The organism is Methylophilus sp. VKM B-3414 (genome assembly GCF_032248435.1).
In the GTDB taxonomy this organism is placed as follows: domain Bacteria; phylum Pseudomonadota; class Gammaproteobacteria; order Burkholderiales; family Methylophilaceae; genus Methylophilus; species Methylophilus glucosoxydans.
In genome coordinates this window covers 119846-142080 of sequence record NZ_JAVTLI010000003.1, presented here as the reverse complement: position 1 = coordinate 142080, position 22235 = coordinate 119846, and the positions used below count along the sequence as shown (strand labels likewise).

Genomic DNA, 22235 nt, shown 5'->3' with positions numbered 1-22235 from the left:
TGTGAGTACAGCGCGACGCCATCATTACATTTCTCAAGGATATCTGTCTGCTTTCACCGATAACGGTACGAAAGATGGGCAATTTTGGGTGATGGATGTTAAGACCGGGAATTGTTTCTCTACAGCTCCCAAAAATGTTGGCCTAGAGCGTGATTTCAATAGAATCGATATTGATGGGCAGCCTCTTGATGCTTTAGAGACCTCTTTAGCTTCTTTTGAGAGTGAAGCAATAGATGCTGTTCGTAAAGTCCTCACTAATCTGGAGTTCCCTGAAGCTAAAGACTTTAATCTTATTCTAAATCTTGTTGGTTTAATTGCTGTTCGGAATCCTCGTGCACGTAATACCTTTAATCAAGCAAGGACGCGAAGTCTCAAAATGATTGCAGATATCCTTGTTTCAGATCGTTGTATATTTGAATCTCATATGCGCAAAGCATCTAAGGATGGGTATATTCCAAATGCAGACGTTTCGTTTGAAGATTTAAAGAAGTTTGTAGAAAATGAAAGGTATACAATTGAGTTTCATCCACAGGGTAACTCTAATATTGAATTTGAGGTTTTTGATAAATTACTACCGGTTCTTGCACAGAGACGCTGGTCAATTCTGCTTACGCCACCAACTGGACCAGAGTTTATATGTTCAGACCATCCCGTAACGCTTATTCATAAAAATGGTAGCAAAGGCCCTGTTGGATTTGGATTGAAACAAACAGAAGTTTTCATACCATTAGGGCCTGATGTTGGTCTGTACGGGACTTTTGAAGACCCATTGCCAAGAGTGGTGAATGTTACAGATAAAGAGGTTGCTGAAATAAACACAAGGTTAGTTGCAAATGCAGAGCGTTATGTATTTTCTCGTCTGAAATCTTTCAGCATATGGTATGAAGGTAGTATTAGAGAGATTGAGTGTTATTAAGTGCGTATCGGTACATTTGAAAAGTAATTTGAATAATCTTTTAGAACCAAATATTTAATACATTACTTGGCTGATTTGATATTGTTTTTAAGTAACGGTTTTAAAGTCGGCCAAATATTCTCCAATATTTTTACCTGTGCATTCACATTCGGGTGCAAGCCATCTTCCAGCACCAGATCACTATGCCCACTAATTCCATCCAGGAAAAATGGGATAAATGGTGTTTTGTATTTTTCCGATAAATCCAGAAAAGCTGCTTTAAAGCCGTTGGTGTATTTCGGGCCATAATTTGGCGGTATAAACATGCCCAATAAAACCACTTGCGCATTGACCTGCTTGCTGGCCTGGATCATTTTTTCAAGGTTGTTTTTCATGGCATCCAGCGGTAAGCCGCGCAGGCCGTCATTGGCGCCTAGTTCTATTAACACAATACTGGGTTTAAACTGCTGAATTGCGGCAGGCAAACGGCTGAGGCCGCCCGCAGTGGTTTCACCACTGACGCTGGCGTTGGCAACTTCGTAGGGTAATTGCTTGTCTTCTATTCTTTGCGCCAATAAATTCACCCAACCTTTTTCTTTGGGGATGCCATAGGCGGCGGATAAACTGTCTCCAAACACCAGAATCACCGGTTTGGATGTTGTTTCAGCCAGGGCGGCATCGGCAAAAAATAGAGTAGTGCAAACGCTTAATATCTTGAGAAATCGGAACATCATTAATGCAAAGTCCTTATGCCGTTGAAGCGGTATTGTTAAGTAAATCGGTTGTTAGCAATGATACAACACTCCCTATTTTGACTGGTTTGAATCTGGCCGTGCCGCAGGGTGAGCGGCTGGCGATTATTGGCAGCTCGGGGTCGGGTAAATCGACATTGCTGGGCTTATTGGCTGGATTGGACACAGCAACCAGCGGAAAAGTCCTGATTGCCGGTGAAGATATCGGCGTGATGGATGAAGATGGCCGTGCGGCGATGCGTGCCAGATACATGGGATTTGTCTTTCAATCATTCCAATTGCTGGGTTCACTGACCGCGTTGGAAAATGTGATGCTGCCTTTGCAGCTGGCGGGCCAGCGGGATGCGCAGGCGATTGCCATCGCTGCTCTCGACAGTGTAGGTCTGGCAGCACGGGCCACGCATTACCCAAAACAGTTGTCAGGCGGTGAGCAGCAGCGGGTGGCAATTGCCAGGGCATTTGCTGCCAAGCCTTCTATTTTATTTGCCGATGAGCCAACTGGGAACCTGGATGTGGCAACCGGTGAGGCGATTATCAAATTGCTGTTTGATTTAAACGCCAAGAGCGGCACCACGCTGGTGCTGGTCACGCATGATATGAATCTGGCAAGGCGTTGCCAGCGCGTGTTGAATTTGCAGGGTGGCGTGCTCAGCGAGATCGCGATAGCCGATACGCAGGCAGGGGCGCACTAATGCTGGCCTTCTCCATTGCTTGGCGTCAGTGCCGCAGCCTGTGGTCTTCGGGTGAAATACGCGTATTGCTGTTTGCGCTAATCCTGGCGGTCACGGCAACCACCTCAGTCAGCTTTTTCACGGACCGTATCAAAGCCAGCATGCAAACCCAGGGCAATGTGTTGCTTGGGGCGGATCTGGTGGTGAATTCAGACCATGTTCTCCCGGAAAAATACCTTGCTGAGGCACAGCGGCGCCAATACCAGACCACGCAGGCGCTGGAGTTTTCCAGCATGGTGTTGAAAGACGACAGTAGTGAGCTGGCCGAAATCAAGGCGGTGGAAGCAGGTTTTCCGCTACGTGGTCATTTGACCATTAGCAGGCAGTCAGCCGTGACGGCAAAGGCTGAGCCGCCTGCCACAGATATTCCTGCTCCCGGAACGGTGTGGATGGAGCCACGACTGGCGCAAAAGCTTGCGTTGAAGATTGGCGATGAAATTAGCGTCGGTGACAGCCAGTTTATGGTCGCGGCCTTTGTATTGCAGGAGCCGTCGCGTGGCGGCGATATGTTCAGCATTGCGCCGCGCCTGTTTATGAACAGTGCCGATGTGCCTGCGACTGGCCTGGTCCAGTTTGGCAGCCGGGTGAAATACCAGTTGCTGGTCGCCGCCCATACCGATGGCGCAGCGGTGAATCAGGCTATGGAAGACTACGCCGAATGGCTGAAACCGCAATTAGCCCGCGGTGAGCGGGTAGACGATATCCGCAGCGCGCGCCCTGAAATGCGCAGTGCGCTCAACAAGGCGCAACAGTTTCTCGGCATTGCCTCCATGGTCGGCGTGATTCTGGCAATGGTGGCCATGTTGCTGGCGAGTATCCCCTATGTGCAAAAGAGCCTGGATGCGTATGCGCTGATGCGCTGCTTTGGTGCAACCAAAAAGCTGATTACGCAGATTCTGCTTTACCAGACTTTGCTGCTGGCGTTGGTGGGTAGTGTGATAGGTTGTGTACTGGGCTTTGCCGCGCAATATGGCTTGGCGATACTTGCTGGCCGCCTGTTTCTCGAAACGTTGCCAGCCCCTGGCTGGATGCCGGTCGTATTGGGTTTCGCCACTGGCTTTGCTACTTTACTGACGGTGGTGTGGCCGCAATTGCAGCGTTTACGGGCGGTGCCAGCACTGCGTATTTTGCGTCAGGATTTAGAAGGCAATGTGCGCAGCCATGGTCTGATGTTTTTACCCGCATTGCTGGTATTGGCCGGGCTGGTGTTTTGGCATGCGGGGGATATCAAGCTGGCCGGGATTGTATTTTCTGCGCTATTTGGATTGGTCGTGGTGGCTGGTTTGCTGGCTTATGCGGGCATGCGTTTCGTGCAGACGTTCAGTGTGCGAGATTTCGGTGTGATCAAGCTCGGGTTCATGGGCTTAAGACGCCGACCGATGTTGACCATCGCCCAGGTGGTTGGCTTAAGCATGGGCCTGATGGCGATCTTGCTGCTGGCGTTTGTGCGTAATGACCTGCTGAAAAACTGGCAGACCTCGTTACCCGCAGATGCGCCTAATCGCTTTGTCATCAATATCCAGGCCGACCAGATTCCCGGCATCAATGCGCTATTAAGTACGCATGCTATTCAGCATGCGGATATTTTCCCCATGGTGCGCGCAAGGCTGATTTCTGTGAATGGCAAACCCATCAAGATTGAGGATTATAAAGATGACCGCGCCAAGCGTCTGGCCGAGCGGGAGTTTAATTTATCTTGGGCGGCAGAAATGCAGGCAGATAACGAACTAGTGGCAGGGCAGTGGTGGAGCGCTGAAGATGCTGGCAAACCGTATCTCTCTCTGGAACAGGGGCTGGCCGAGACACTTAACTTAAAGCTGGGCGATAAATTGTCTTACGATGTGGCTGGCACTCAGCTTGAGCTCACCATCACCAGCGTGCGCAAGGTGGAGTGGAACAGCATGCATGTGAATTTCTTCGCGGTGACGCCACCCCAGGTGCTGGATAATTACGCCGCCAATTACCTCACCAGTTTTCACCTGCCAGCGGGCAAAGAAGACGCCCTGAATCAGCTGGTCAAAACATTCCCCAATTTAACCATCATCAATGTAGCGGCCGTGCTGGAGCAGATTCAAAGCCTGATCAGCAAAATGAGCTATGCGATTGAATTCGTGTTTGGTTTTAGCCTGCTGGCGGGCTTGGCCGTGTTGTATGCCGCGCTGATGGCCACCCGCGAAGAGCGGGTGCGCGAAAGCACCTTGATGCGGGTGTTGGGCGCTTCAAGAAAGCAGGTGGTGCTGGCGATGCTGGTGGAGTTTTTATGCATAGGCCTATTGGCCAGTATCGTTGCCACTATTTTTACCAATATTGCCGCTTATGCCCTGGCGACGCGGGTGCTGGAGATGGACTATCAATTCAACGCCTGGCTGACCATGCAAGCCTTGCTGGCGGCGATGGTGCTGGTGCCCTTGTCGGCCTGGCTGGTGGCGCGCCACCAGTTTAACCAGCCGCCCAGAGCCTTGTTGCAAAGCGTTTAAGTCCCTGTGCCTGGATGGATACAGGTTAAAATACGCGCATGATTCCGATTTATCCTGCAAATAGCCTGAAAGATGCCCCGCTACAAGGTGACATTACGCTGAGCGGCCTCACCAATCCGCCGCCACTTTCGTTGTATATCCATATCCCGTGGTGCGTGCGCAAATGCCCTTATTGCGACTTTAATTCGCACGAAGCACGGCAGGAGATCCCGGAAGCCGCTTATGTGGATGCCTTGATTGCCGACCTTGAACAAGCGACGCCGCTGGTGTGGGGCCGCAAAATCCGCAGCGTGTTTTTTGGCGGCGGCACGCCCAGTATTTTCTCTGCCGAGTCGATTGATAAGATTTTGAGCCATGTGCGTATGCTGACACCACTGGAATATGGCGCTGAAGTCACGCTCGAAGCCAACCCGGGCACAGTGGATATCGCCAACTTCAAGGGTTACAGAGAAGCAGGCGTCAACCGCGTATCGCTCGGCATTCAAAGCTTTCAGCCGCAATACCTCAAAGCGCTGGGCCGCATTCATGACCGCGACCAAGCGCTGGCCGCCGCCGAGTTGGCGCTGAATACCTTTGAAAAGGTGAATCTGGATGTGATGTATGCATTGCCGGAACAGAGCCTGGAAGATGCATTGCTAGATGCTGAAACTGCCTGCCAGATCAAGCCCGCGCATCTGTCGTTCTATCACCTGACGCTGGAACCCAACACGCCGTTTCACCGCACGCCACCGAGCTTGCCCGACGACGACACCAGCGCCACCATGCAGGAAGAAATCGAGAAAATACTAGCTGCAAATGGCTACCAGCATTACGAAACCTCCGCGTTTGCCCAGCCTGGCCAGCAGTGCCAGCACAACCTCAATTACTGGACGTTTGGCGATTACCTGGGCATCGGCGCAGGCGCGCATTCAAAGCTGAGTTTTCATGACAAGATCATTCGCCAAAGTCGTCACAAGCATCCGAAAAAGTATCTCGAGTCTATCGTTACTGGACAGATGGTGGATAGTGAATGGCAGATTGGGCGTGAAGACCTGGCGTTTGAATTTATGATGAATGCGTTAAGGCTGGTGGATGGGGTAGAGGCTAGTTTGTTTCAGCAACGGACGGGATTGCCATTAAGGACTATTCAATCGACCTTGCTGGCTGCGCAGCAACAAGGGTTGTTGGCGGAGCAGAGTGGGGTGATTGCACCGACATTGAAAGGGCAGCGGTTTTTGAATGAGTTATTGGAGATGTTTTTACCGTAACACCTGACGCAAGCAGGAGTTTGAAAGTGGTAGGGTGGGCATATATGCCCACGCGTGTGATCGGTGATTGGTTGTCACGCTCTCTGTCGCCCCTCGGCGAGTCACTTTTCTTTGCTTGCACAAAGATAAAGTAACCAAAAGAAAGTGCACCCTAGCTTACGCTTGTTTCCTGCGTTGCTCACCAAAACAAGCGGTCACGAAACTCGACCTGGCAGCTCACAAAATACGTGAGCTGCTGCGGGACTCGAACAGTCGCTCCCTTTATTCTTGTTTTGCCTGCGCTACTCGGCGCGTCAGATAGGGGCCCATAAAACCACACGCCTTCATCTATGCGAAACTTTTTACATCGCAGCCCGCTCGATCACCGTGAAAAAATGGTTTGTAGTTTCAGTTTTGAAATAGAAAAGTAACCTAGCACTCTGAATTCAACATGCCCGACTAACGTTTCATTGTGGTGGGTTTAAACGGGCCCCTATCTGACGCGCCGAGTAGCGCAATCAGCGTGGGAGCTGTCGGCCATTGCCTGTTTGAGTTCCACAACAAGCCACGAAGTATGTGGCTTGTCAGGGCGAGTTTCAATGGCCGCCCACGCTGATGAGCAACGCAGGAAACAAGCGTAAGCTAGGGTGTCTTGTTCTTTGCCTTCTTTCTTATGGACAAGCATAAGAAAGAACGGTCGCCTAAAGGCGAAAAAGAATGTAATGCAAAGGTTACCGCTTAGGCCGTCGCTCTTCCAAAACACCCCAAACCAAACTCAACACCAGCAACAAGAGCGCACTCAATACAATCACCGCCAATTGCGGTGTTTGATAAAGCTTGTTGAGCGGGGTGTTAGCAATCGCTGTTGCATTAGCCTGGTAGGTGTCTACCACATGCGTTCTCACGGCCATGACACGGCGCGTTAAATGATCCACCGAGAAGGAATAGCCTTTAAGTGCCGGTAATTCTGGCAGGTGCACGGTTGGCAGCGAAAGCTTTGGCAAATGCCACCCCGAGCTTTGCTGGGCGCCTTGCGAGAGTTGCACACTCATTACCAGGCCGGGTGTGACAAAGGTTTGCGGATCGACTTCATCGGCTTTTTTGATGCGGTGGGTGATGGTGTGCAGGGTTTGTGCATTGGGCACAGCGATTAATTGCGCATACTTGGCCGCTTGGTCGGCCTTGAGCAGGATGCCGCGGCTGCGGCTCAGCGTGAGTGATTGCTGCACAAAGCGTTGCTGGAGGACGGGGCTTTGCGGGTAAAGTTTGGCGGCGAGGCTGTTGACGCTTTCACCGGGCAGCAAGGGCCAGAGCATGGATTGCTCTTGCTTGGGATTGGCTATGCCAAACGCGGCCTGCACGGGATGGTTAAATAGCCGGAGCATCACGCCGATGACAATCATCAAGCCCGCCATCATCACCAAGTATGATCTGAGATTCCATTGGTGAGGGTGGCGGAGGATCATCAGCGCCCTAACTGTACTCTGGCTTGCGCAATGGCGCGGCGCACTTGTTCTGGGGCGGTGCCGCCAGTGTGGTTGCGGCTGGCGACGGAGCCTTCGAGCGTCAGCACTTCAAACACGTCGTCGCTGATGGTGCTGCTAAATGCTTGTAACTCAGCCAGGCTGAATTCGGCCAGGTCGCGGCCAGATTCCACACCCGCTTTGACAGCATGCGCGACGACTTCGTGCGCATCACGGAACGGCATGCCTTTTTTCACCAGGTAATCGGCGAGGTCGGTGGCGGTGGCAAAACCTTCCAGCGCCGCCTGGCGCATATTGTCGGCCTTGACGGTGATGCCGCGCAGCATATCGGCATAAATCTGCAAGGTCACCAGCAAGGTGTCGGCCACGTCAAACAAAGGCTCTTTGTCTTCCTGGTTGTCTTTGTTGTAGGCCAGTGGCTGGCCTTTCATCAGAGTCAGCAGCCCGATTAAATGGCCATAGACGCGGCCGGTTTTGCCACGCACCAGTTCTGGCACATCCGGGTTTTTCTTCTGCGGCATGATAGACGAGCCGGTACAGAAGCGGTCGGCAATATCAATAAAGCCGAAACGTGGACTCATCCATAGAATCAGCTCTTCGGAGAAGCGCGACAAGTGCATCATGAGCAACGAGGCAGCGGCATTAAATTCAATGGCAAAGTCGCGGTCAGACACGGCATCGAGCGAGTTCTGGCATACGCTGTCAAACCCCAGCAGTTCAGCCACCAGCTCGCGCTTGATCGGGTAGCTGGTGCCCGCCAGTGCGGCAGCGCCCAAGGGCAGGCGGTTGATCCGCTTGCGGGCATCGGCAAAGCGCTCGGCATCGCGGTTGAGCATTTCAAAATAGGCCATCAGGTGGTGGCCAAAGGTCACCGGTTGCGCGACTTGCAGATGGGTAAAGCCAGGCATGATGGTGGCAGCGTTCTGTTCGGCCAAATCTAGCAATGATGTTTGCAGGGCGCGGATACCGGCAATCGCGTCATCGACCACGCTACGCAACCACAGCCGCACATCGGTGGCAACCTGGTCATTGCGTGAACGGCCGGTGTGCAGGCGTTTGCCAGCATCGCCGATTTTCTCGGTCAGGCGTTTTTCGATATTCAGGTGTACGTCTTCAAGATCGAGCAGCCATTCAAATTGGCCTGCTTCAATCTCCGCCAGAATTTCGCCCAGGCCGCGTTTGATCTCTTCTACATCTTGCGCCGAAATGATGCCTTGCGCGCCGAGCATGGTGGCGTGGGCAATCGAGCCTTCAATATCAAACCTGGCCAGACGTTTGTCAAAATCGACCGAGGCTGTATAACGTTTAACCAGTTCGGCGACCGGCTCATTGAAGCGGCCGGACCAGGCTTGGTCTTTTTGATGCAAAGAAGACTGGGTTGTCGGTTTGGGTGCGGTCAAAACAAATTCTTTCTGCCAATAAGGCTGGCTTGCGCGCGAGGCGCTGAATACTTATGATGCTGGAGCCACATTATAAATGAACATCACGCTGTGCGTAAAACTAGCCGCATTCCCAATTTCCGCAATCTAGGCATACACTTACGTGTGCTGTTGCTGCATCTGTGTTTGCTGGCGTTGCTGGTGGTCTACGATGGACAGCCGGACGCAAGTATTAGCGCCTGGTTAAACGCACTGACGCAGATCAGTAGCCAGTGGCTGCCGCCATTGTTGCTGGTGATGGGGGCGCTGACCCTGGCTTATCCGTGGATGAGCCGCTGGGCGTATCGCCCGGCCCTGGCAGGGATCGTGCTGCTGGCGGTTGGCCTGACCGCATTGGCCACGGAAGGCTACCATGTCTGGATTATGCCTTTGCGTGCCGCGCAATGGTGTCAGGTGCTGTCGCTCTCTGCTGCCGATGTCCTCCTGTGCCTGTATTACCTCGATCTGCTGCAGCGGGCGTATTCGCCTGCCATCGCCGAGGCACGGTTGCAGGCCTTGCAGGCGCGCATTCGCCCGCATTTTTTGTTTAATAGCCTGAATGCAGCTTTGTCATTGATCCGCAGCCAGCCGCAGCGTGCTGAAACGGCGCTGGAGGATATGGCTGAACTATTCCGCGTGCTGATGGCGGATAACCGTGACCTGGTGCCGTTGTCGCAAGAAATTGCCTTGTGTCACCAATACCTCAATATCGAAAAACTGCGTCTGGATGAACGGCTGCAATGTGACTGGCAATTGTCTGAGCTGCCACCAGAGATAATGATTCCGCCGCTGATTTTGCAGCCTTTGCTTGAGAATGCCATTTATCACGGCATTGAGCCGCAGCCGCAAGGCGGCGTGGTGCATATTGAGATCAAACCCAGCGGCAAAAGCTTGCTGTTAAGGATAAGCAACCCACTCCCCCCGCCAAGCAACCGGGCGAGTGGCAATAAAATGGCGCTCAAGAACATTCGTGAACGCCTGCGCTTGCATTACGATCTCGAGGCGCAGTTGCGTCAGTACGAAGCGGATCAACGTTATATCGTTGAAATCGTCATCCCGACCCGGCCCTTGTCCGAGGTGGTGCATGGCTAGCCAGCGTCTGTTGATTGTAGACGATGAGCCCTTGGCCAGGCAGCGCTTGCGCGACCTGGTGGGGGATATCGGTGGTTATGAGATTGTTGGTGAGGCAGCCAATGGCGTGGAGGCATTATCGCTGTTGCAGCAACACGCAGCCGAGATTGTGCTGGTGGATATCCGCATGCCCGTGATGGATGGCATTGAGCTGGCCCAGCATTTGCGTGGCCTGGCAACGCCGCCCAAACTGATTTTTACCACGGCTTATGACCATTATGCGCTGCAAGCCTTTGATCTCAATGCGATTGATTATTTGCTGAAACCGATTCGAAGTGAGCGCCTGGCAACGGCCTTGGCCAAAGCGCAGCCTTTGCCAGCGGCGCAGTCACAAGCATTGCAGCCTTTGCAGCAAACCCATGATCATTTAAGCATCCACGAACGTGGCAAAATCATGTTGGTACCCATCGCCGAGGTGCTTTATTTGCGCGCTGAGCTTAAATACATTACCGTGCGCACGCGCGAAAAAAGTTATTTACTCGAGGGCTCGCTCACACAGCTGGAGCAAAGTTATCCCGATCTGTTCATCCGTATACACCGCAACGCACTGGTGGCACGCGCAGCCATCAGCGGCTTTGAAAAACAACGCATGACCGAGGGCGATGAGGCGGGCGAGGCAGCCTGGGTGGTCTTGCTTAAGGGTATTCCCGAGACCCTGATGGTCAGCCGCCGTCACCAGCACATCATTAAGGCCACTTAAGTAGTGGCCCTATGCCGCTATTTTTTCTTCTGTTGCGCCTGGTCTATCACTTTTGCGGCCCAATCACGGCCACCCAGACCAAAGGCGATGGCTAGCGCTAAAAACACCGCGCCAAACACAATCACAAATAATGAATGTATCAGTTGCATGCCGATGCCTAATTGCTCCAATGCGATGAAAATCGCCAGGATCTGGATGCAATACTCGGCCGAAGTGCTGATCACTAGCGCCTGGTCAAATTTGATGCTGTGCAGCCAGGCAAACACCAGGCGATTGATAAAGCGGGCAAATAGCGTCCCAAAGATCACGACCAAAATCGCCACAATGATGTGTGGCAGATAGCTGGCCAGTTCTTTTAACAGGGCGGCCACTTCACTCAGGCCCAGCGAATTGGCACCGGTAATGACAAACAGCAGAATCACCAGCCAATACACTACCTGGCTGATAATGCCGCTCAGGCTCACTTTGTAATTGGCGCTACGCATAAAGGCTTCCAGGCCTGACTTTTGCGCAAAGGTATCAAAATGCGAGAGTTCCAGAATACGCTTTACGCCCAACCGGACTGCTTTGGCTACCAGCCAGCCAAAAAACAGGATCACCATGGCCGCCAGTAATTTGGGCACAAAATGTACGAGTTCGATCCAGAATTGATTGAGAGAAGAAAGAAAAATTTCGATTTGGTACTGCATGAGTAGTCCTCCTCTTTATGTTTAAAAGCATGACTTTTATCGCCACTTGAGGTGTTTGCCGAATGCTCAGCATAACTCAATCCGACTCCCTTGTGGCTCAAAGGTTCATCTCCGCTGCTTGCGCGGCTATCTGGACATGCCGTGTTAAAATGCGCAGCTTAATCCAGCTAACTTCATCACAGGTTATTCATTTTGAGCACACTGAACTCTCCCGCCAAGTTGGTCATTGCCTCCCGCGAAAGCGCACTTGCCATGTGGCAGGCCAAGCACATCCAAGCCAGATTACAAGCCTTGTATCCACAATGCGACGTCAGTATTTTGGGCATGACAACCATGGGCGATCAGATTCTGGATTCGCCGTTATCGAGAATTGGCGGTAAAGGCCTGTTTGTCAAAGAGCTTGAAAACGCGCTGGCAGATGGCCGTGCCGATTTGGCTGTGCACAGTATGAAAGATGTGCCCATGCACCTGCCGGAAGGCTTTACGCTGGTGGCAACCGGCGAGCGCGAGGATCCGCGCGATGCGTTTGTCTCCAATGATTATGCCCGTCTGGAAGACCTGCCTGCTGGCAGTGTGGTGGGCACCTCCAGTTTGCGCAGACAAAGTCAGTTACAGGCGCGTTTTCCCACGCTTAAGATTGAATCCTTGCGCGGTAATCTGCAAACCCGGTTACGCAAGCTGGACGAAGGCCAATATGCCGCGATTATTCTGGCGGCGGCTGGATTGATCCGTCTCGAATTGGGTCATCGCATCCGCCAGTTTATTTCTCCGCAAGAGAGCATTCCGGCAGTGGGTCAGGGTGCCTTAGGCATTGAGATCAATGCCGCGCGGACAGACTTGAAAACTATTCTGGCACCGCTTAATCACCCCGACACCGAGCTTTGCGTGCTGGCAGAGCGTGGCTTTAGCCGCGCATTGGCGGGGAGTTGCACGGTGCCGCTGGGCGCTTATGCCACCAAGCAAAATGACACTATCACCATGCAGGGATTTGTCGCCAGCGTGGATGGTCAGCAAATGCTGAAAGAGACCGTCACGGGATCCGCAGCAGAGGCTGAAAAACTGGGTCAGCAACTGGCACTGCAATTGGTGGCGCGCGGTGCCGACAAGATTCTGGCATTGCTGGATGGCATAAAATGACCCTGCCGTTGGCCGGACGCTGGATTGCAGTCACGCGCCCCCCCGAGCAAGCGACCAAGCTAACGGCCGCCATCGAGGCCGCCGGCGGTGCGGTGATCTCGTTTCCGCTACTGGATATTCAGGCATTGCCTGATCTCAGTGGCTTTGATCAAGCCATCACGCCCTTGGCCCAGTTTGACTGGGTCATTTTTATCAGCAGCAATGCAGTGCAACATGGCATGCCTTTACTGCAGCAGGCAGGCATCCCACCCAGCCTCAAGTTTGCCGCGATTGGCCCAACGACTGCAGCCAGTTTGCAGGCGTTTGGTATTCCGCAAGTACTGACCCCGCAAGACCGGTTTGATAGTGAGTCGCTGCTGGCATTAGAGGCCTTCCAGGCAATGTCAGCGCAACGCGTGTTGATTGTGCGCGGGGTGGGCGGGCGTGAAGTGCTGGCCGAGACCTTGAAACAACGCGGGGCCGAAGTGGTGTTTGGCGAATGCTACCGCCGCGTCAATCCGCAAAGCAGTGCACAAGTGCTGGCGCAGGCCTATGCCCTAGGCCAGCTGCATGGCATTGTCGTTACCAGCAGTGAAGCCTTACGCTTTTTGCTTGACCTGGCGCAGGATGCAGCCTGGCTGCAAGCCACGCCGTTGTTTGTTAACCACGCCCGTATCGCCGAGCAGGCGAGCACGGCGGGTTTGACGGTTTACTGCAGTGGTGTTTCCGGGGATAGCGCCATGCTGGCGTTATTGCAAAACCATCTTCAGGCTTAAAGTGCCTTTTCGCGCTGGCGGATTAACAGGCTCTGCGTCTTAACGCTAACAAGCCCAGCCCTAGCAATAACATTGCGCCTGTGTTTGCCTCCGGGACGGATGAACCCGCGATTGGATTATTAGTCAGTGTGGCAGAGGTAATCTTGACATCGCCTGCATTGATAACGATTTGACCATTACCTTGAATTCTATTCAAGACGCTGCTGCTTGCGTCTGGCATGTTGAAGTGAATCAAGCCGCCAGGGTTGAGCGTCACGTCAAAAGGTTTCCAGTCAATGATCGGGTGCACTGGGCCTTGATTGATCACCACTTGCCCACCAATTTTGCCATCGTTTTGAACAGCTTTAATGGACACTGTGCTCGCAACCTGAATGCCGCCTTGGATCGTCGAAAACGAAATCTCTGGCGCATTCAGATTTAGGTTTTCAAGCAGTAAATCACCGTCTGCGCGAATAAAGATACTGTCGTCAGAGTTTATCCAGCCGCCATTTAGAGTCAGGTTGCCTGCACAGCTGAGCGAGGCACCAGTGAGTGATGAGATGTACAACGCACCACTGCAGCTGGTGCTGGCAAGGTTGATCACGGTATTGGCATGCGCCGCCACAGGTAGTGCTGAGATCAATGAAAAAAGTGCGGCGTATCGTCCCATTTTTTATTCCCTGAATTATTTATATTTAAATGTTTTAACATAGTGTAACGGCCTCTGTTTTGCGGTGAATGATGATTTAATGAAACCCGGATTAGGGCTGGGACTAAATATTTTGCGGTCAGCGCTTGACAAAATAAACTAAATAACTAATTATTTAGTTATATGAAAACAGTCACTCACATTCCAGAAGCCTGGACAGACATCTCGGCCCTCTTTGAGGCGCTGGGGGATGCGCACAGGCAACGGATTTTGCTATCGTTTGAAAAAAACGAGCGGTTGACCATCCTGCAGATTGTGGAAAGCTCTCAATTAAGCCGCACAGCCGTCACCCACCATCTCAAGGTGCTGGAGCGTGGTGGCGCGTTACAGAGTGAAAAAATCGGACGCGAAGTCTTTTTCTGGGTCAATAAAGCGTTCATGCAACAAGCACTGGAAAATGTGCTGGACTATATAAAAAACGAAATATAAAAGGGTAGGAAGTGAATATGCTAGTCAGTTTATTAAGGGGTGTCTGTCGTTTATTGTTCAGGGTGCGTGTTACCGGCCTCGAAAATGTGCCAAACGAAGACCGGTTGTTGATTATTGCCAACCACGAATCTTTTCTGGACGGCCTGTTGCTTGGCCTGTTTCTGCCCAAGCGGGCCACTTTTGTCGTGCATACCGGGGTTCTAAAGCATTTCTTCTTCCGGCTATGGCTGAAGATGACACCGCATTTGTCGGTGGATCCCGCGAGCCCTCTGGCAATGAAAAAAGTCATTCAGCGGCTGAATGCCGGTGAAAATGTGGTGATTTTTCCTGAAGGCCGTATCACGCTGACGGGGGCCTTGATGAAGGTGTATGACGGCCCTGGTTTTGTCGCGGCAAAAACCGGCGTCAAGATTTTGCCCGTGAGGGTAGAGGGGGCGGCGCAGTCATATTTTGGCCGCTTGTCAGATGCGCATCCACGCAAGCTGTTGCCTAAAGTCACCTTGACCATTTTACCGCCCACCCAGATTCAGATTGAGCCGCACGGGCATCACGCGCCGTTGACGGCCAAGCAGCGCCGCCGCATAGCTGGTGAAGCCATGCGCAATATCATGCAGCACATGCTGTTCAAGACGCAGCGCAGCACCACCCTGTTTGAGGCCATGCTGGATGCCATGGATAAATATGGTGCCAAAACGCGCATCATCGAAGACATGAACCAGGTCGAAGAGACGTATCAGGAAGTGCTCAAACGCAGCCTGGCGCTGGGCCGCATTGCCACCAAAGTCAGTCAGCGGGATGAGGCGGTTGGCGTGTTGATGCCGAATATCACCAATACGCTGGCTTTGCTATTAGGGATGACCGCGTTTAGGCGTGTCCCGGCCATGCTCAATTACACCGCAGGGGCAGAGGGCATGCGTAACGCCTGTATTGCCGCCAATGTCCGCACCATTATCAGTTCGCGCAAGTTTATTGAAGCCGCCAAGCTTGAAGACACCATCGCTAAAATGCGTGATCTGAATATTGTGTATCTAGAAGACTTGCGTGCCCAGTTTGGCATGCTGGATCGCGCCTGGCTCATGGGCTATGCCTTGCATTATCCGCGTGCCGCCATGGAGCCCGCGACAGAAAACGACACCGCAGTCATCCTGTTTACTTCCGGCTCCGAGGGCAAGCCCAAAGGCGTGGTGCATAACCATAAAAGTATTGTGGCGAATACGCACCAGATTCTGGCCATGCTGGATTTCAATCCTGCTGATAAATTCATGATGGCATTGCCACTGTTTCATGCCTTTGGCTTTACCGGCACCTTGTTGCCTTTCCTGAATGGCATCCCGATTTTGCTGTTCCCGTCGCCGTTGCAATATAAATTGATCCCGGAAGTCATTTATGACAAGGGCTGCACCGTGTTTTTCTCTACCAGCACCTTTCTGGGCAATTATGCGAAGTTTGCGCACCCCTATGATTTTTACAAGTTGCGCGTGGTGTTTGCCGGGGCTGAAAAACTCAATGAAGAAGTGCGCAAAATCTATCACGAAAAATTTGGCATCCGCATCCTCGAAGGTTATGGCACGACCGAATGTGCCCCAGTACTCGCGGCCAATACGCCGATGGCGAATCGCCATGGCACGGTAGGCCAGTTTTTCCCGGGGATCGAATACCGTTTGGAGCCGGTGCCAGGCATCGACAAAGGCGGCTTGCTCTATGTCAAGGGCGACAACATCATGCAGGGCTACTATCTGTATGACCAGCCTGGCGTCCTGGTTTCGCCCAAGGATGGCTGGTATGAAACCGGCGATGTGGTAGAGGTCGATACCGAGGGGTTTATCCACATCAAGGGCCGGGTGAAACGCTTTGCCAAAGTGGCCGGTGAAATGGTCTCGCTCGAAGTCGTCGAGAAAATCGCCCATACCGCCGCACCCGAGCATCAGCATGCCGCGACGACGGTCGCCGATGCCAGCCGTGGCGAGAATATCGTGCTGTTCACCACCGATGCCAGACTCAAGCGTGAGGATTTGCAGATTGTGGCCAAAAACCTTGGCTCCCCAGAAATCGCCATTGCCCGTAAATTGGTGGTGGTGGAGCAGATTCCGGTATTGGGTACGGGTAAAACTGACTACGTCACCCTCAAACAAATGGCGGAAAAAGCGGCATGAAGAGTCCTTTCCAATTACTAAGCCAGCAACGGTTTGGCCCTTTTTTCTGGACGCAGGGTCTGGGGGCGTTTAATGACAATGTGTTTAAAACCGCATTGATTACCCAGGTGGCGTTTAATACGGCCAGCCTGACCACCCTGGATGGCAAGATGCTGGCGACTTTGTTGCCCGGCCTGTTTATTCTGCCGTTTTTCCTGTTTTCGGCGTCGGCCGGGCAATTGGCGGATAAATACGAAAAGTCGCAGTTGATTCGCTGGGTAAAACTATTGGAGATTGGCATCATGCTGTTTGCGGGCATCGGCTTTTTAAGCAGCAGCCTGGTGATGCTGGCCCTGGCCCTGTTTTTAATGGGGGTACATTCAACCTTGTTTGGTCCAGTGAAATATTCCTACCTGCCGCAACATTTGCAAGTGAACGAGTTGACCGCGGGCAATGGCCTGGTCGAGATGGGCAGTTTTGTCGCCATTTTGCTGGGGCAGGTATTGGGGGCATGGTTAGGCAGTTTGGAGCAACATGCCTTGTTCACCAGCTTGAGTGTGCTGTTGATTGCGATTTCTGGCTATCACTTGAGCCGCAGCATTCCGCTTTCTCCGCCACCGGTGCCCGAGATCCAGGTGAACTGGAACCCCGTGACCGAGACCATCAAGAACGTACGGACCTTTTGGGCGCAGCAAACGTTGTGGGTCGCGATTGTTGCGATCTCCTGGTTCTGGTTTTTTGGCGCGACCTTGCTGGCGCAATTTCCCAACCTGGCCAAGCATGTATTGCAGGGCACGGAGCGTGACTTTATCAGTCTGTTATCGATCTTTTCGGTGGGGGTAGGCGTCGGTTCTGTCTGGTGTGAAAAGCTCTCCAAAGGCAAACAGGAGCTAGGCTTAGTCATGCTGGGGGCGGCTGGCATGTCTGTGTTTGCCTGGGATTTTGCCCAGGTGACTGGTGATATCCAGCAACAGTTATTGGCACATCCGGGCCTGACTTTGCATCGCTTGCCTGGCTGGAGCGATGAGCGCATGTTGCTGGATGTGGCCTTGCTCGGCATTTGTGGCGGTTTGTATATTGTGCCCTTGTACGTGTTGCTACAGAGTCGCGCGCAACCAGGCTATCAATCCCGTGTGATTGCGTCTAACAACATCATGAATGCACTGTTTATGGTGCTCTCTGCCGGATTTTCAGTCTTGCTGTTTGGTATGGGCGTCAGCATCCCGCAGTTGTTTGGTATCACGGCCATGCTCAATGTGCTGGTGGCAATTTATTTGTGCTGGCGCCAGCCAGAATATTGGGTCAGTGTGTGCAATTACTTGCGTGTTTGGGGGCGATAGCATGCGGCGTATGGTTGGGGTCGGATTTGGATTCGGCATCGGCTTGATGTCGTCGTTTGTTCATGCGGAGTCCGAAGTGGATAAATTAGGACCCTATGCCAACACGCAATTTCAAACGATGCGGGGGGCTTGCCAGCACTGCCAGACGTTGCCGCAAACCTTATGGTATTTCCGCCATGAGACGTTTTCTGTCCCGGCTGATGGCGAGCCAGTAACACGCATCGACACCCAGATGCGTGGAGTCGAGGATAGTGCGGCACTCAATCCTGTGGCTTTACCGTCACTGGTCTGGACCGGCGCAACTCAACGCTGGTCAGAAATGACGTTAACCGCTGCAGGCAGTTCGGTCTCAACCGCAACAGGCGAGCGCTTCCATTTTAAATTGGTGCCCAAACTTGCCAGTAACCGATCTTACTGGAATGCGGATACGAGTGCTTATTTCAGCCAGTCCAAACTGTGGATACGCGGTGAGTTAGAGGGCGAGACCTTGACGGCGCGCACCGTATGGCCACATGCGTTTAAGCTTGATTTAACCGCTGACCCGCAACCGTTGCAAAAGGATGAAACCTTGCAATCCCTGGTACAGTTTGCCAACGGGGGTGCCCGCAGCCCCTATCAAAGCCGGCTGTTATGGGAGAGGTCACCAGGCCTGGCGCAACAGTCGTCAGGCAAAACCGCCGTCGGCATTTTGCTCAATGGTGCCCAGGGCGATGATGATGAGGCCCATGGCGGTCACTTTGCCCTGGCTACCGGGATCGTCGGTGCGCAAGGCGAATATGCAAACTGGCTGGTCAATAACTACTATAACCTGGCCATCAATAGTGAAAAGGGCGTCATTGCCGGGGTCACGCCTTTCGATAAATACATGGGCGACCTCAATAGTGGGCAGGCATTTTACCGGCCATCCTATATGCTGGTGGCGGTGTTCAGTCAGACGACGATTCCCCAGCAAGTTCAGGCATTGAATAACCGGGTCATGCAGCATTTTTACCACAATGACTTTGTATATGATCACGCCAGGGATAACTGTGCTGGCATCAGCATAGATACTTTACGCCAACTGGGCTGGCAAGTGCCCCGGCGTGGAGTCGAGAGCCTGCTCAAGGCCAGTGCCGCTTACTGGTATGTGGCTGCCACGCAGCAGAGTCTGCAAAAAGGCCGTGCCATTTATGATTACCTGAATACTGAAATGACTCGGCTGTTTCCTGCGGTAGCATTTGACGCCATCGGGCATGACCTGCTCAATATGGCTCAAACTGGTGACCGGTCCACATTAACTTCACCTCGTATGGCGCCTCTGGCCGATCAGCTTGAAGCGATTTACTTTGTACGTATTCCGCAAATTCCATCCAGCCGTGAGTTTGGTCTCGCGCCTGTATATAGCTTTGCCCAGTATCTGCAACAAGCGCCAGCGGATCGTAGCCAATGGAAAGTGATTCCAGTGACGCCAAACCGGTTGCCGGCGTCTTTAAAAGAGGGGCTTGCGCGTCAGCCGCAAGCTGTGAGTCTGATTCCATTGCCTGCAATCCTATGTTTGCTTAGTGTGATCGGGGTCTTGGTGCTGTTGGGCATGCAGATGGTGAGATGGCTAAAACACAGAAAACGTTAAGGCATCCAAGGGCAGCTGGCCTGGCAAATGCGTGTATAGGCCATGGGCCTGGCTGGCGAACTTGAATTCCCGGTGGAGCCGACGCTGGCTTTCAGGATCAGCGTACTCAAACACGCAGGGCTGTTTGCAACTTTTAACGCCTCTGTTGTCACACTTATCATTAAAACAAGCCATTCATTCAGAGGAGTGTGACATGCAAGTTGCGATGAACCGCAAGCTGATACTAACCGCCATCATTTGTTTATTGCTGTATCAGGTAGGGACCTGGATTACGATCGTTGCCGGGGCTATCTGGGGTGCCGGGGCTGCCATTATTGTGGCGCTGGTCACATTTTTTTGTGCGCGTTTGGCCAAACGCGGGGCAAGCAGCACCGTCTGGTTTCTGATTCCCACGCTGTTATTCACGGTCGTACCTTTGTTGGCTAAAGGCTGGAGCCTGTTCACCAGCCAGACCGGTATGGTGGATATGCTGGTGGATTTGGTGCCTTTGCTGGTGGGCTTTGTGATCCCGGTCGCTTTGCTGTCGATGGTCTACCTCGATTTACGTAAAAAATCCTTTTAATCGCACATCTGCAGGCGGATGCTTGCCGGTAGGGCCATAAACGAGATAACCCGTTATAATTCCAAGCTTGATTCAAACAGATTAAGCCTTTATGCAACCTATCTATTTCGGCACGCCTCGCCCGTCTTCAAAACTGTGGAGATTTGCCCACTGGTTTGGCCCTTATGCACCGCTGATTGTCATGTTTATCAGTGGGCTGGTCTTGCTTTCTCTCACGCGCCTGGGGCTGGTGATCTGGAAGTGGGAGCGCGTACAGGCGACCGGTGAACTTTGTCAGATCTTGTTGCAGGGCGTGCGTGTGGATGTCATTCAGCTTGGTTTGCTGGCCTTGATCCCGGTGTTAGTGTCGCCGGTGCTGGCGACCCGTGGCCTGTTCAAGTTTTGGCGCCGATTCACCTTTTGGTGGGTGTTGCTCTCATTGGTGTTGTTGGTGTTTTTAGAGGCGGCCACGCCAGGATTTATTCTTGAGTATGATGTCCGCCCCAACCGCATCTTTGTCGAATATCTCAAGTATCCGCATGAAGTGTTTGGCATGTTGTGGCAAGGCTTTAAAGTCGAACTGTTTTTTGGCTTGGCCATGAGCTTGGTGGCTGTTGCACTGGTTGCGCGTTTATTGAAACCCTGGCGTCAAGCCGAGCCTAAATGGAATAATTTGGCGGTATGGCTGGTCTGGCCATTATTGCTGGTGTTGACGATTTTCGGCATCCGCTCTAGCCTGGGCCACCGCCCGGCCAATCCGGCCTTGTTTGCCATTACCCAGGACAGCATGGTCAACAGCCTGATTTTAAACTCAAGCTATTCGGTATTTTATGCCGCCTACAGTTTGCAGCATGAGGCAAAATCCAGTGCCATTTACGGCAAACTGCCGCGCGAAAAAATCTTTGCCTTGACCGGTGCGCAAGATACCGATATCCCGACCCTGACCACGCTGACACCCAGTGTGCAGCGAGACAAACCATTGAACCTGGTGATTTTGCTGCAAGAGAGTCTGGGCGCAGGCTTTGTCGAATCTCTGGGCGGCAAGCCGGTGACGCCAAATCTGGAAAAGCTCAAAGCTGAGGGCATCTGGTTTACGCATCTGTATGCGACCGGGACGCGCTCGGTGCGCGGGATTGAGGCGGTCGTTACCGGTTTTCAGCCGACGCCGTCAGACAGTACCGTCAAGCTGGACTTGAGCCAGAAGAACTTTTTTACGCTGGCTTCGCTATTGTCCAAACGTGGTTACCTGACCGAGTTTATTTACGGGGGGGAATCCCATTTTGACAATATGCGCAGTTTTTTCATGGGCAATGGTTTTCAGCAGATCACGGACCAACCGGATTTCATCAATCCGGTGTTTGTTGCCAGCTGGGGGGCTTCTGACGAAGATTTGCTCAACAAAACGCATGAGCAGCTGATGGCACACCACGCCAGCGGCAAGCCGTTTTTTACACTTGCGTTCAGCTCGTCTAACCATGCACCCTTTGAGTTCCCGGATGGGCGTATCGAGCTGTATGAGCAGCCCAAGGCGACTGACAACAATGCAGTGAAATATGCCGACTACGCCATCGGCGAGTTCTTTAAAAAAGCCAAAGCCAGCCCTTATTGGAACGATACCGTGTTTTTGATTGTGGCCGACCATGACATTCGCGTGCGTGGCGATTCGCTGGTGCCGATCGAACACTTTCATATCCCGGCGTTGATTCTGGGCGGGGCGGTGCAACCTAAAACCGTTGAAGCAATTGCCAGCCAGATTGACCTGCCGGTGACCGTGTTGTCACTGATGGGCATAGACGCCAAGCATCCGATGACCGGGCATGATTTGTCCAATGTGAGCGCTGACTATCGTGGTCGCGCCATGATGCAGTACAACTACAACTTTGGCTGGATGCAGCAAACTGGCCCAACGGTCGCAGATAACGAAGTGGTGGTGTTGCGTGAGGGCAAGGCGCCTGCCTTTGGTCACTACAATCCACTCAGTAAGCAGTTGCAGAATACCGCACCGCCAGCGGATGCCGCGGCATTGGCTGAACGCGCCCTAGCTAACAGCCTGTTGCCTGCCTTGTTGTATCAAGAGCAGCGTTATCGCTTGCCAGAGTAA

General features: G+C 52.7%; 19 protein-coding genes. 14 read left to right on the top strand and 5 right to left on the bottom strand.

The window, feature by feature from the left end; translation table 11 throughout:
* Position 1 precedes the first annotated feature (1 nt).
* Positions 2 to 916: a DUF4238 domain-containing protein gene (locus Q9292_RS02915; RefSeq protein WP_313984553.1), complete on the top strand. Its 915-nt coding sequence runs from the start codon at positions 2 to 4 to the stop codon at positions 914 to 916.
* Between the two features lie 62 nt (positions 917 to 978).
* Here the strand turns inward: Q9292_RS02915 and Q9292_RS02910 are convergent, their stop codons facing one another.
* Positions 979 to 1629, bottom strand: a complete 651-nt coding sequence (locus tag Q9292_RS02910; RefSeq protein ID WP_313984550.1) for an arylesterase — start codon at positions 1627 to 1629, stop codon at positions 979 to 981.
* Positions 1630 to 1631: 2 nt separating this feature from the next.
* On the opposite strand from Q9292_RS02910, the gene Q9292_RS02905 reads away from it, so the two are divergent.
* Genes Q9292_RS02905 through hemW form a run of 3 tightly spaced genes read left to right on the top strand, consistent with a single transcriptional unit; the run spans position 1632 to position 6102 of the window.
* Positions 1632 to 2339 carry an ABC transporter ATP-binding protein gene (locus Q9292_RS02905; protein ID WP_313984547.1) on the top strand — a complete coding sequence of 236 codons (708 nt, stop codon included), beginning with the start codon at positions 1632 to 1634 and terminating at the stop codon, positions 2337 to 2339.
* Complete coding sequence (locus Q9292_RS02900) at positions 2339 to 4855, top strand: ABC transporter permease (protein WP_313984544.1); 2517 nt, start codon at positions 2339 to 2341, stop codon at positions 4853 to 4855. The genes Q9292_RS02905 and Q9292_RS02900 overlap by 1 nt, the downstream gene beginning before the upstream one ends.
* 38 nt (positions 4856 to 4893) lie before the next feature.
* The gene (gene hemW / locus Q9292_RS02895) at positions 4894 to 6102 is read left to right on the top strand and encodes a radical SAM family heme chaperone HemW (protein WP_313984541.1); all 1209 of its coding nucleotides are present in this window, start codon (positions 4894 to 4896) and stop codon (positions 6100 to 6102) included.
* Positions 6103 to 6812: 710 nt separating this feature from the next.
* Here hemW and Q9292_RS02890 read toward each other — a convergent pair.
* On the bottom strand, positions 6813 to 7484 hold the full coding sequence (locus tag Q9292_RS02890; protein WP_313985775.1) for a hypothetical protein: 672 nt from the start codon (positions 7482 to 7484) through the stop codon (positions 6813 to 6815).
* Between the two features lie 62 nt (positions 7485 to 7546).
* The gene (gene argH, locus Q9292_RS02885) at positions 7547 to 8965 is read right to left on the bottom strand and encodes an argininosuccinate lyase (RefSeq protein ID WP_313984538.1); all 1419 of its coding nucleotides are present in this window, start codon (positions 8963 to 8965) and stop codon (positions 7547 to 7549) included.
* 90 nt (positions 8966 to 9055) lie between these two features.
* On the opposite strand from argH, the gene Q9292_RS02880 reads away from it, so the two are divergent.
* Both Q9292_RS02880 and Q9292_RS02875 read left to right on the top strand, forming a co-directional pair.
* Positions 9056 to 10075 carry a sensor histidine kinase gene (locus Q9292_RS02880; RefSeq protein WP_313984536.1) on the top strand — a complete coding sequence of 340 codons (1020 nt, stop codon included), beginning with the start codon at positions 9056 to 9058 and terminating at the stop codon, positions 10073 to 10075.
* The gene (locus Q9292_RS02875; protein ID WP_275357385.1) at positions 10068 to 10814 is read left to right on the top strand and encodes a LytR/AlgR family response regulator transcription factor; all 747 of its coding nucleotides are present in this window, start codon (positions 10068 to 10070) and stop codon (positions 10812 to 10814) included. Before Q9292_RS02880 ends, Q9292_RS02875 begins: the two co-directional genes overlap by 8 nt.
* Positions 10815 to 10831: 17 nt before the next feature.
* Here Q9292_RS02875 and Q9292_RS02870 read toward each other — a convergent pair whose 3' ends face one another.
* Positions 10832 to 11503 (bottom strand): mechanosensitive ion channel family protein, encoded by a 672-nt coding sequence (locus Q9292_RS02870; RefSeq protein WP_194749073.1) that lies wholly within the window; start codon positions 11501 to 11503, stop codon positions 10832 to 10834.
* 201 nt (positions 11504 to 11704) lie between these two features.
* Here Q9292_RS02870 and hemC point away from each other — a divergent pair, with 201 nt between their 5' ends.
* Both hemC and Q9292_RS02860 read left to right on the top strand, forming a co-directional pair.
* Positions 11705 to 12640: a hydroxymethylbilane synthase gene (hemC, locus tag Q9292_RS02865; RefSeq protein WP_313985773.1), complete on the top strand. Its 936-nt coding sequence runs from the start codon at positions 11705 to 11707 to the stop codon at positions 12638 to 12640.
* The gene (locus tag Q9292_RS02860; protein WP_313984531.1) at positions 12637 to 13395 is read left to right on the top strand and encodes a uroporphyrinogen-III synthase; all 759 of its coding nucleotides are present in this window, start codon (positions 12637 to 12639) and stop codon (positions 13393 to 13395) included. The genes hemC and Q9292_RS02860 overlap by 4 nt, the downstream gene beginning before the upstream one ends.
* A 22-nt stretch (positions 13396 to 13417) precedes the next feature.
* Here the strand turns inward: Q9292_RS02860 and Q9292_RS02855 are convergent, their stop codons facing one another.
* Positions 13418 to 14044: a PEP-CTERM sorting domain-containing protein gene (locus tag Q9292_RS02855; RefSeq protein ID WP_313984529.1), complete on the bottom strand. Its 627-nt coding sequence runs from the start codon at positions 14042 to 14044 to the stop codon at positions 13418 to 13420.
* A 162-nt stretch (positions 14045 to 14206) separates the two neighbouring features.
* Here Q9292_RS02855 and Q9292_RS02850 point away from each other — a divergent pair, with 162 nt between their 5' ends.
* From Q9292_RS02850 to Q9292_RS02825, 6 genes are all read left to right on the top strand, one after another.
* On the top strand, positions 14207 to 14512 hold the full coding sequence (locus tag Q9292_RS02850; protein ID WP_194749070.1) for an ArsR/SmtB family transcription factor: 306 nt from the start codon (positions 14207 to 14209) through the stop codon (positions 14510 to 14512).
* 17 nt (positions 14513 to 14529) lie between these two features.
* Positions 14530 to 16665 carry a bifunctional acyl-ACP--phospholipid O-acyltransferase/long-chain-fatty-acid--ACP ligase gene (gene aas, locus Q9292_RS02845; RefSeq protein WP_313984524.1) on the top strand — a complete coding sequence of 712 codons (2136 nt, stop codon included), beginning with the start codon at positions 14530 to 14532 and terminating at the stop codon, positions 16663 to 16665.
* Complete coding sequence (locus Q9292_RS02840; RefSeq protein WP_313984521.1) at positions 16662 to 17984, top strand: MFS transporter; 1323 nt, start codon at positions 16662 to 16664, stop codon at positions 17982 to 17984. Before aas ends, Q9292_RS02840 begins: the two co-directional genes overlap by 4 nt.
* Before the next feature lies 1 nt (position 17985).
* Positions 17986 to 19593 (top strand): hypothetical protein, encoded by a 1608-nt coding sequence (locus Q9292_RS02835; RefSeq protein ID WP_194749067.1) that lies wholly within the window; start codon positions 17986 to 17988, stop codon positions 19591 to 19593.
* Between the two features lie 193 nt (positions 19594 to 19786).
* Positions 19787 to 20155 (top strand): hypothetical protein, encoded by a 369-nt coding sequence (locus Q9292_RS02830; protein ID WP_194749066.1) that lies wholly within the window; start codon positions 19787 to 19789, stop codon positions 20153 to 20155.
* Between the two features lie 91 nt (positions 20156 to 20246).
* Positions 20247 to 22235: an LTA synthase family protein gene (locus tag Q9292_RS02825; RefSeq protein ID WP_313984518.1), complete on the top strand. Its 1989-nt coding sequence runs from the start codon at positions 20247 to 20249 to the stop codon at positions 22233 to 22235.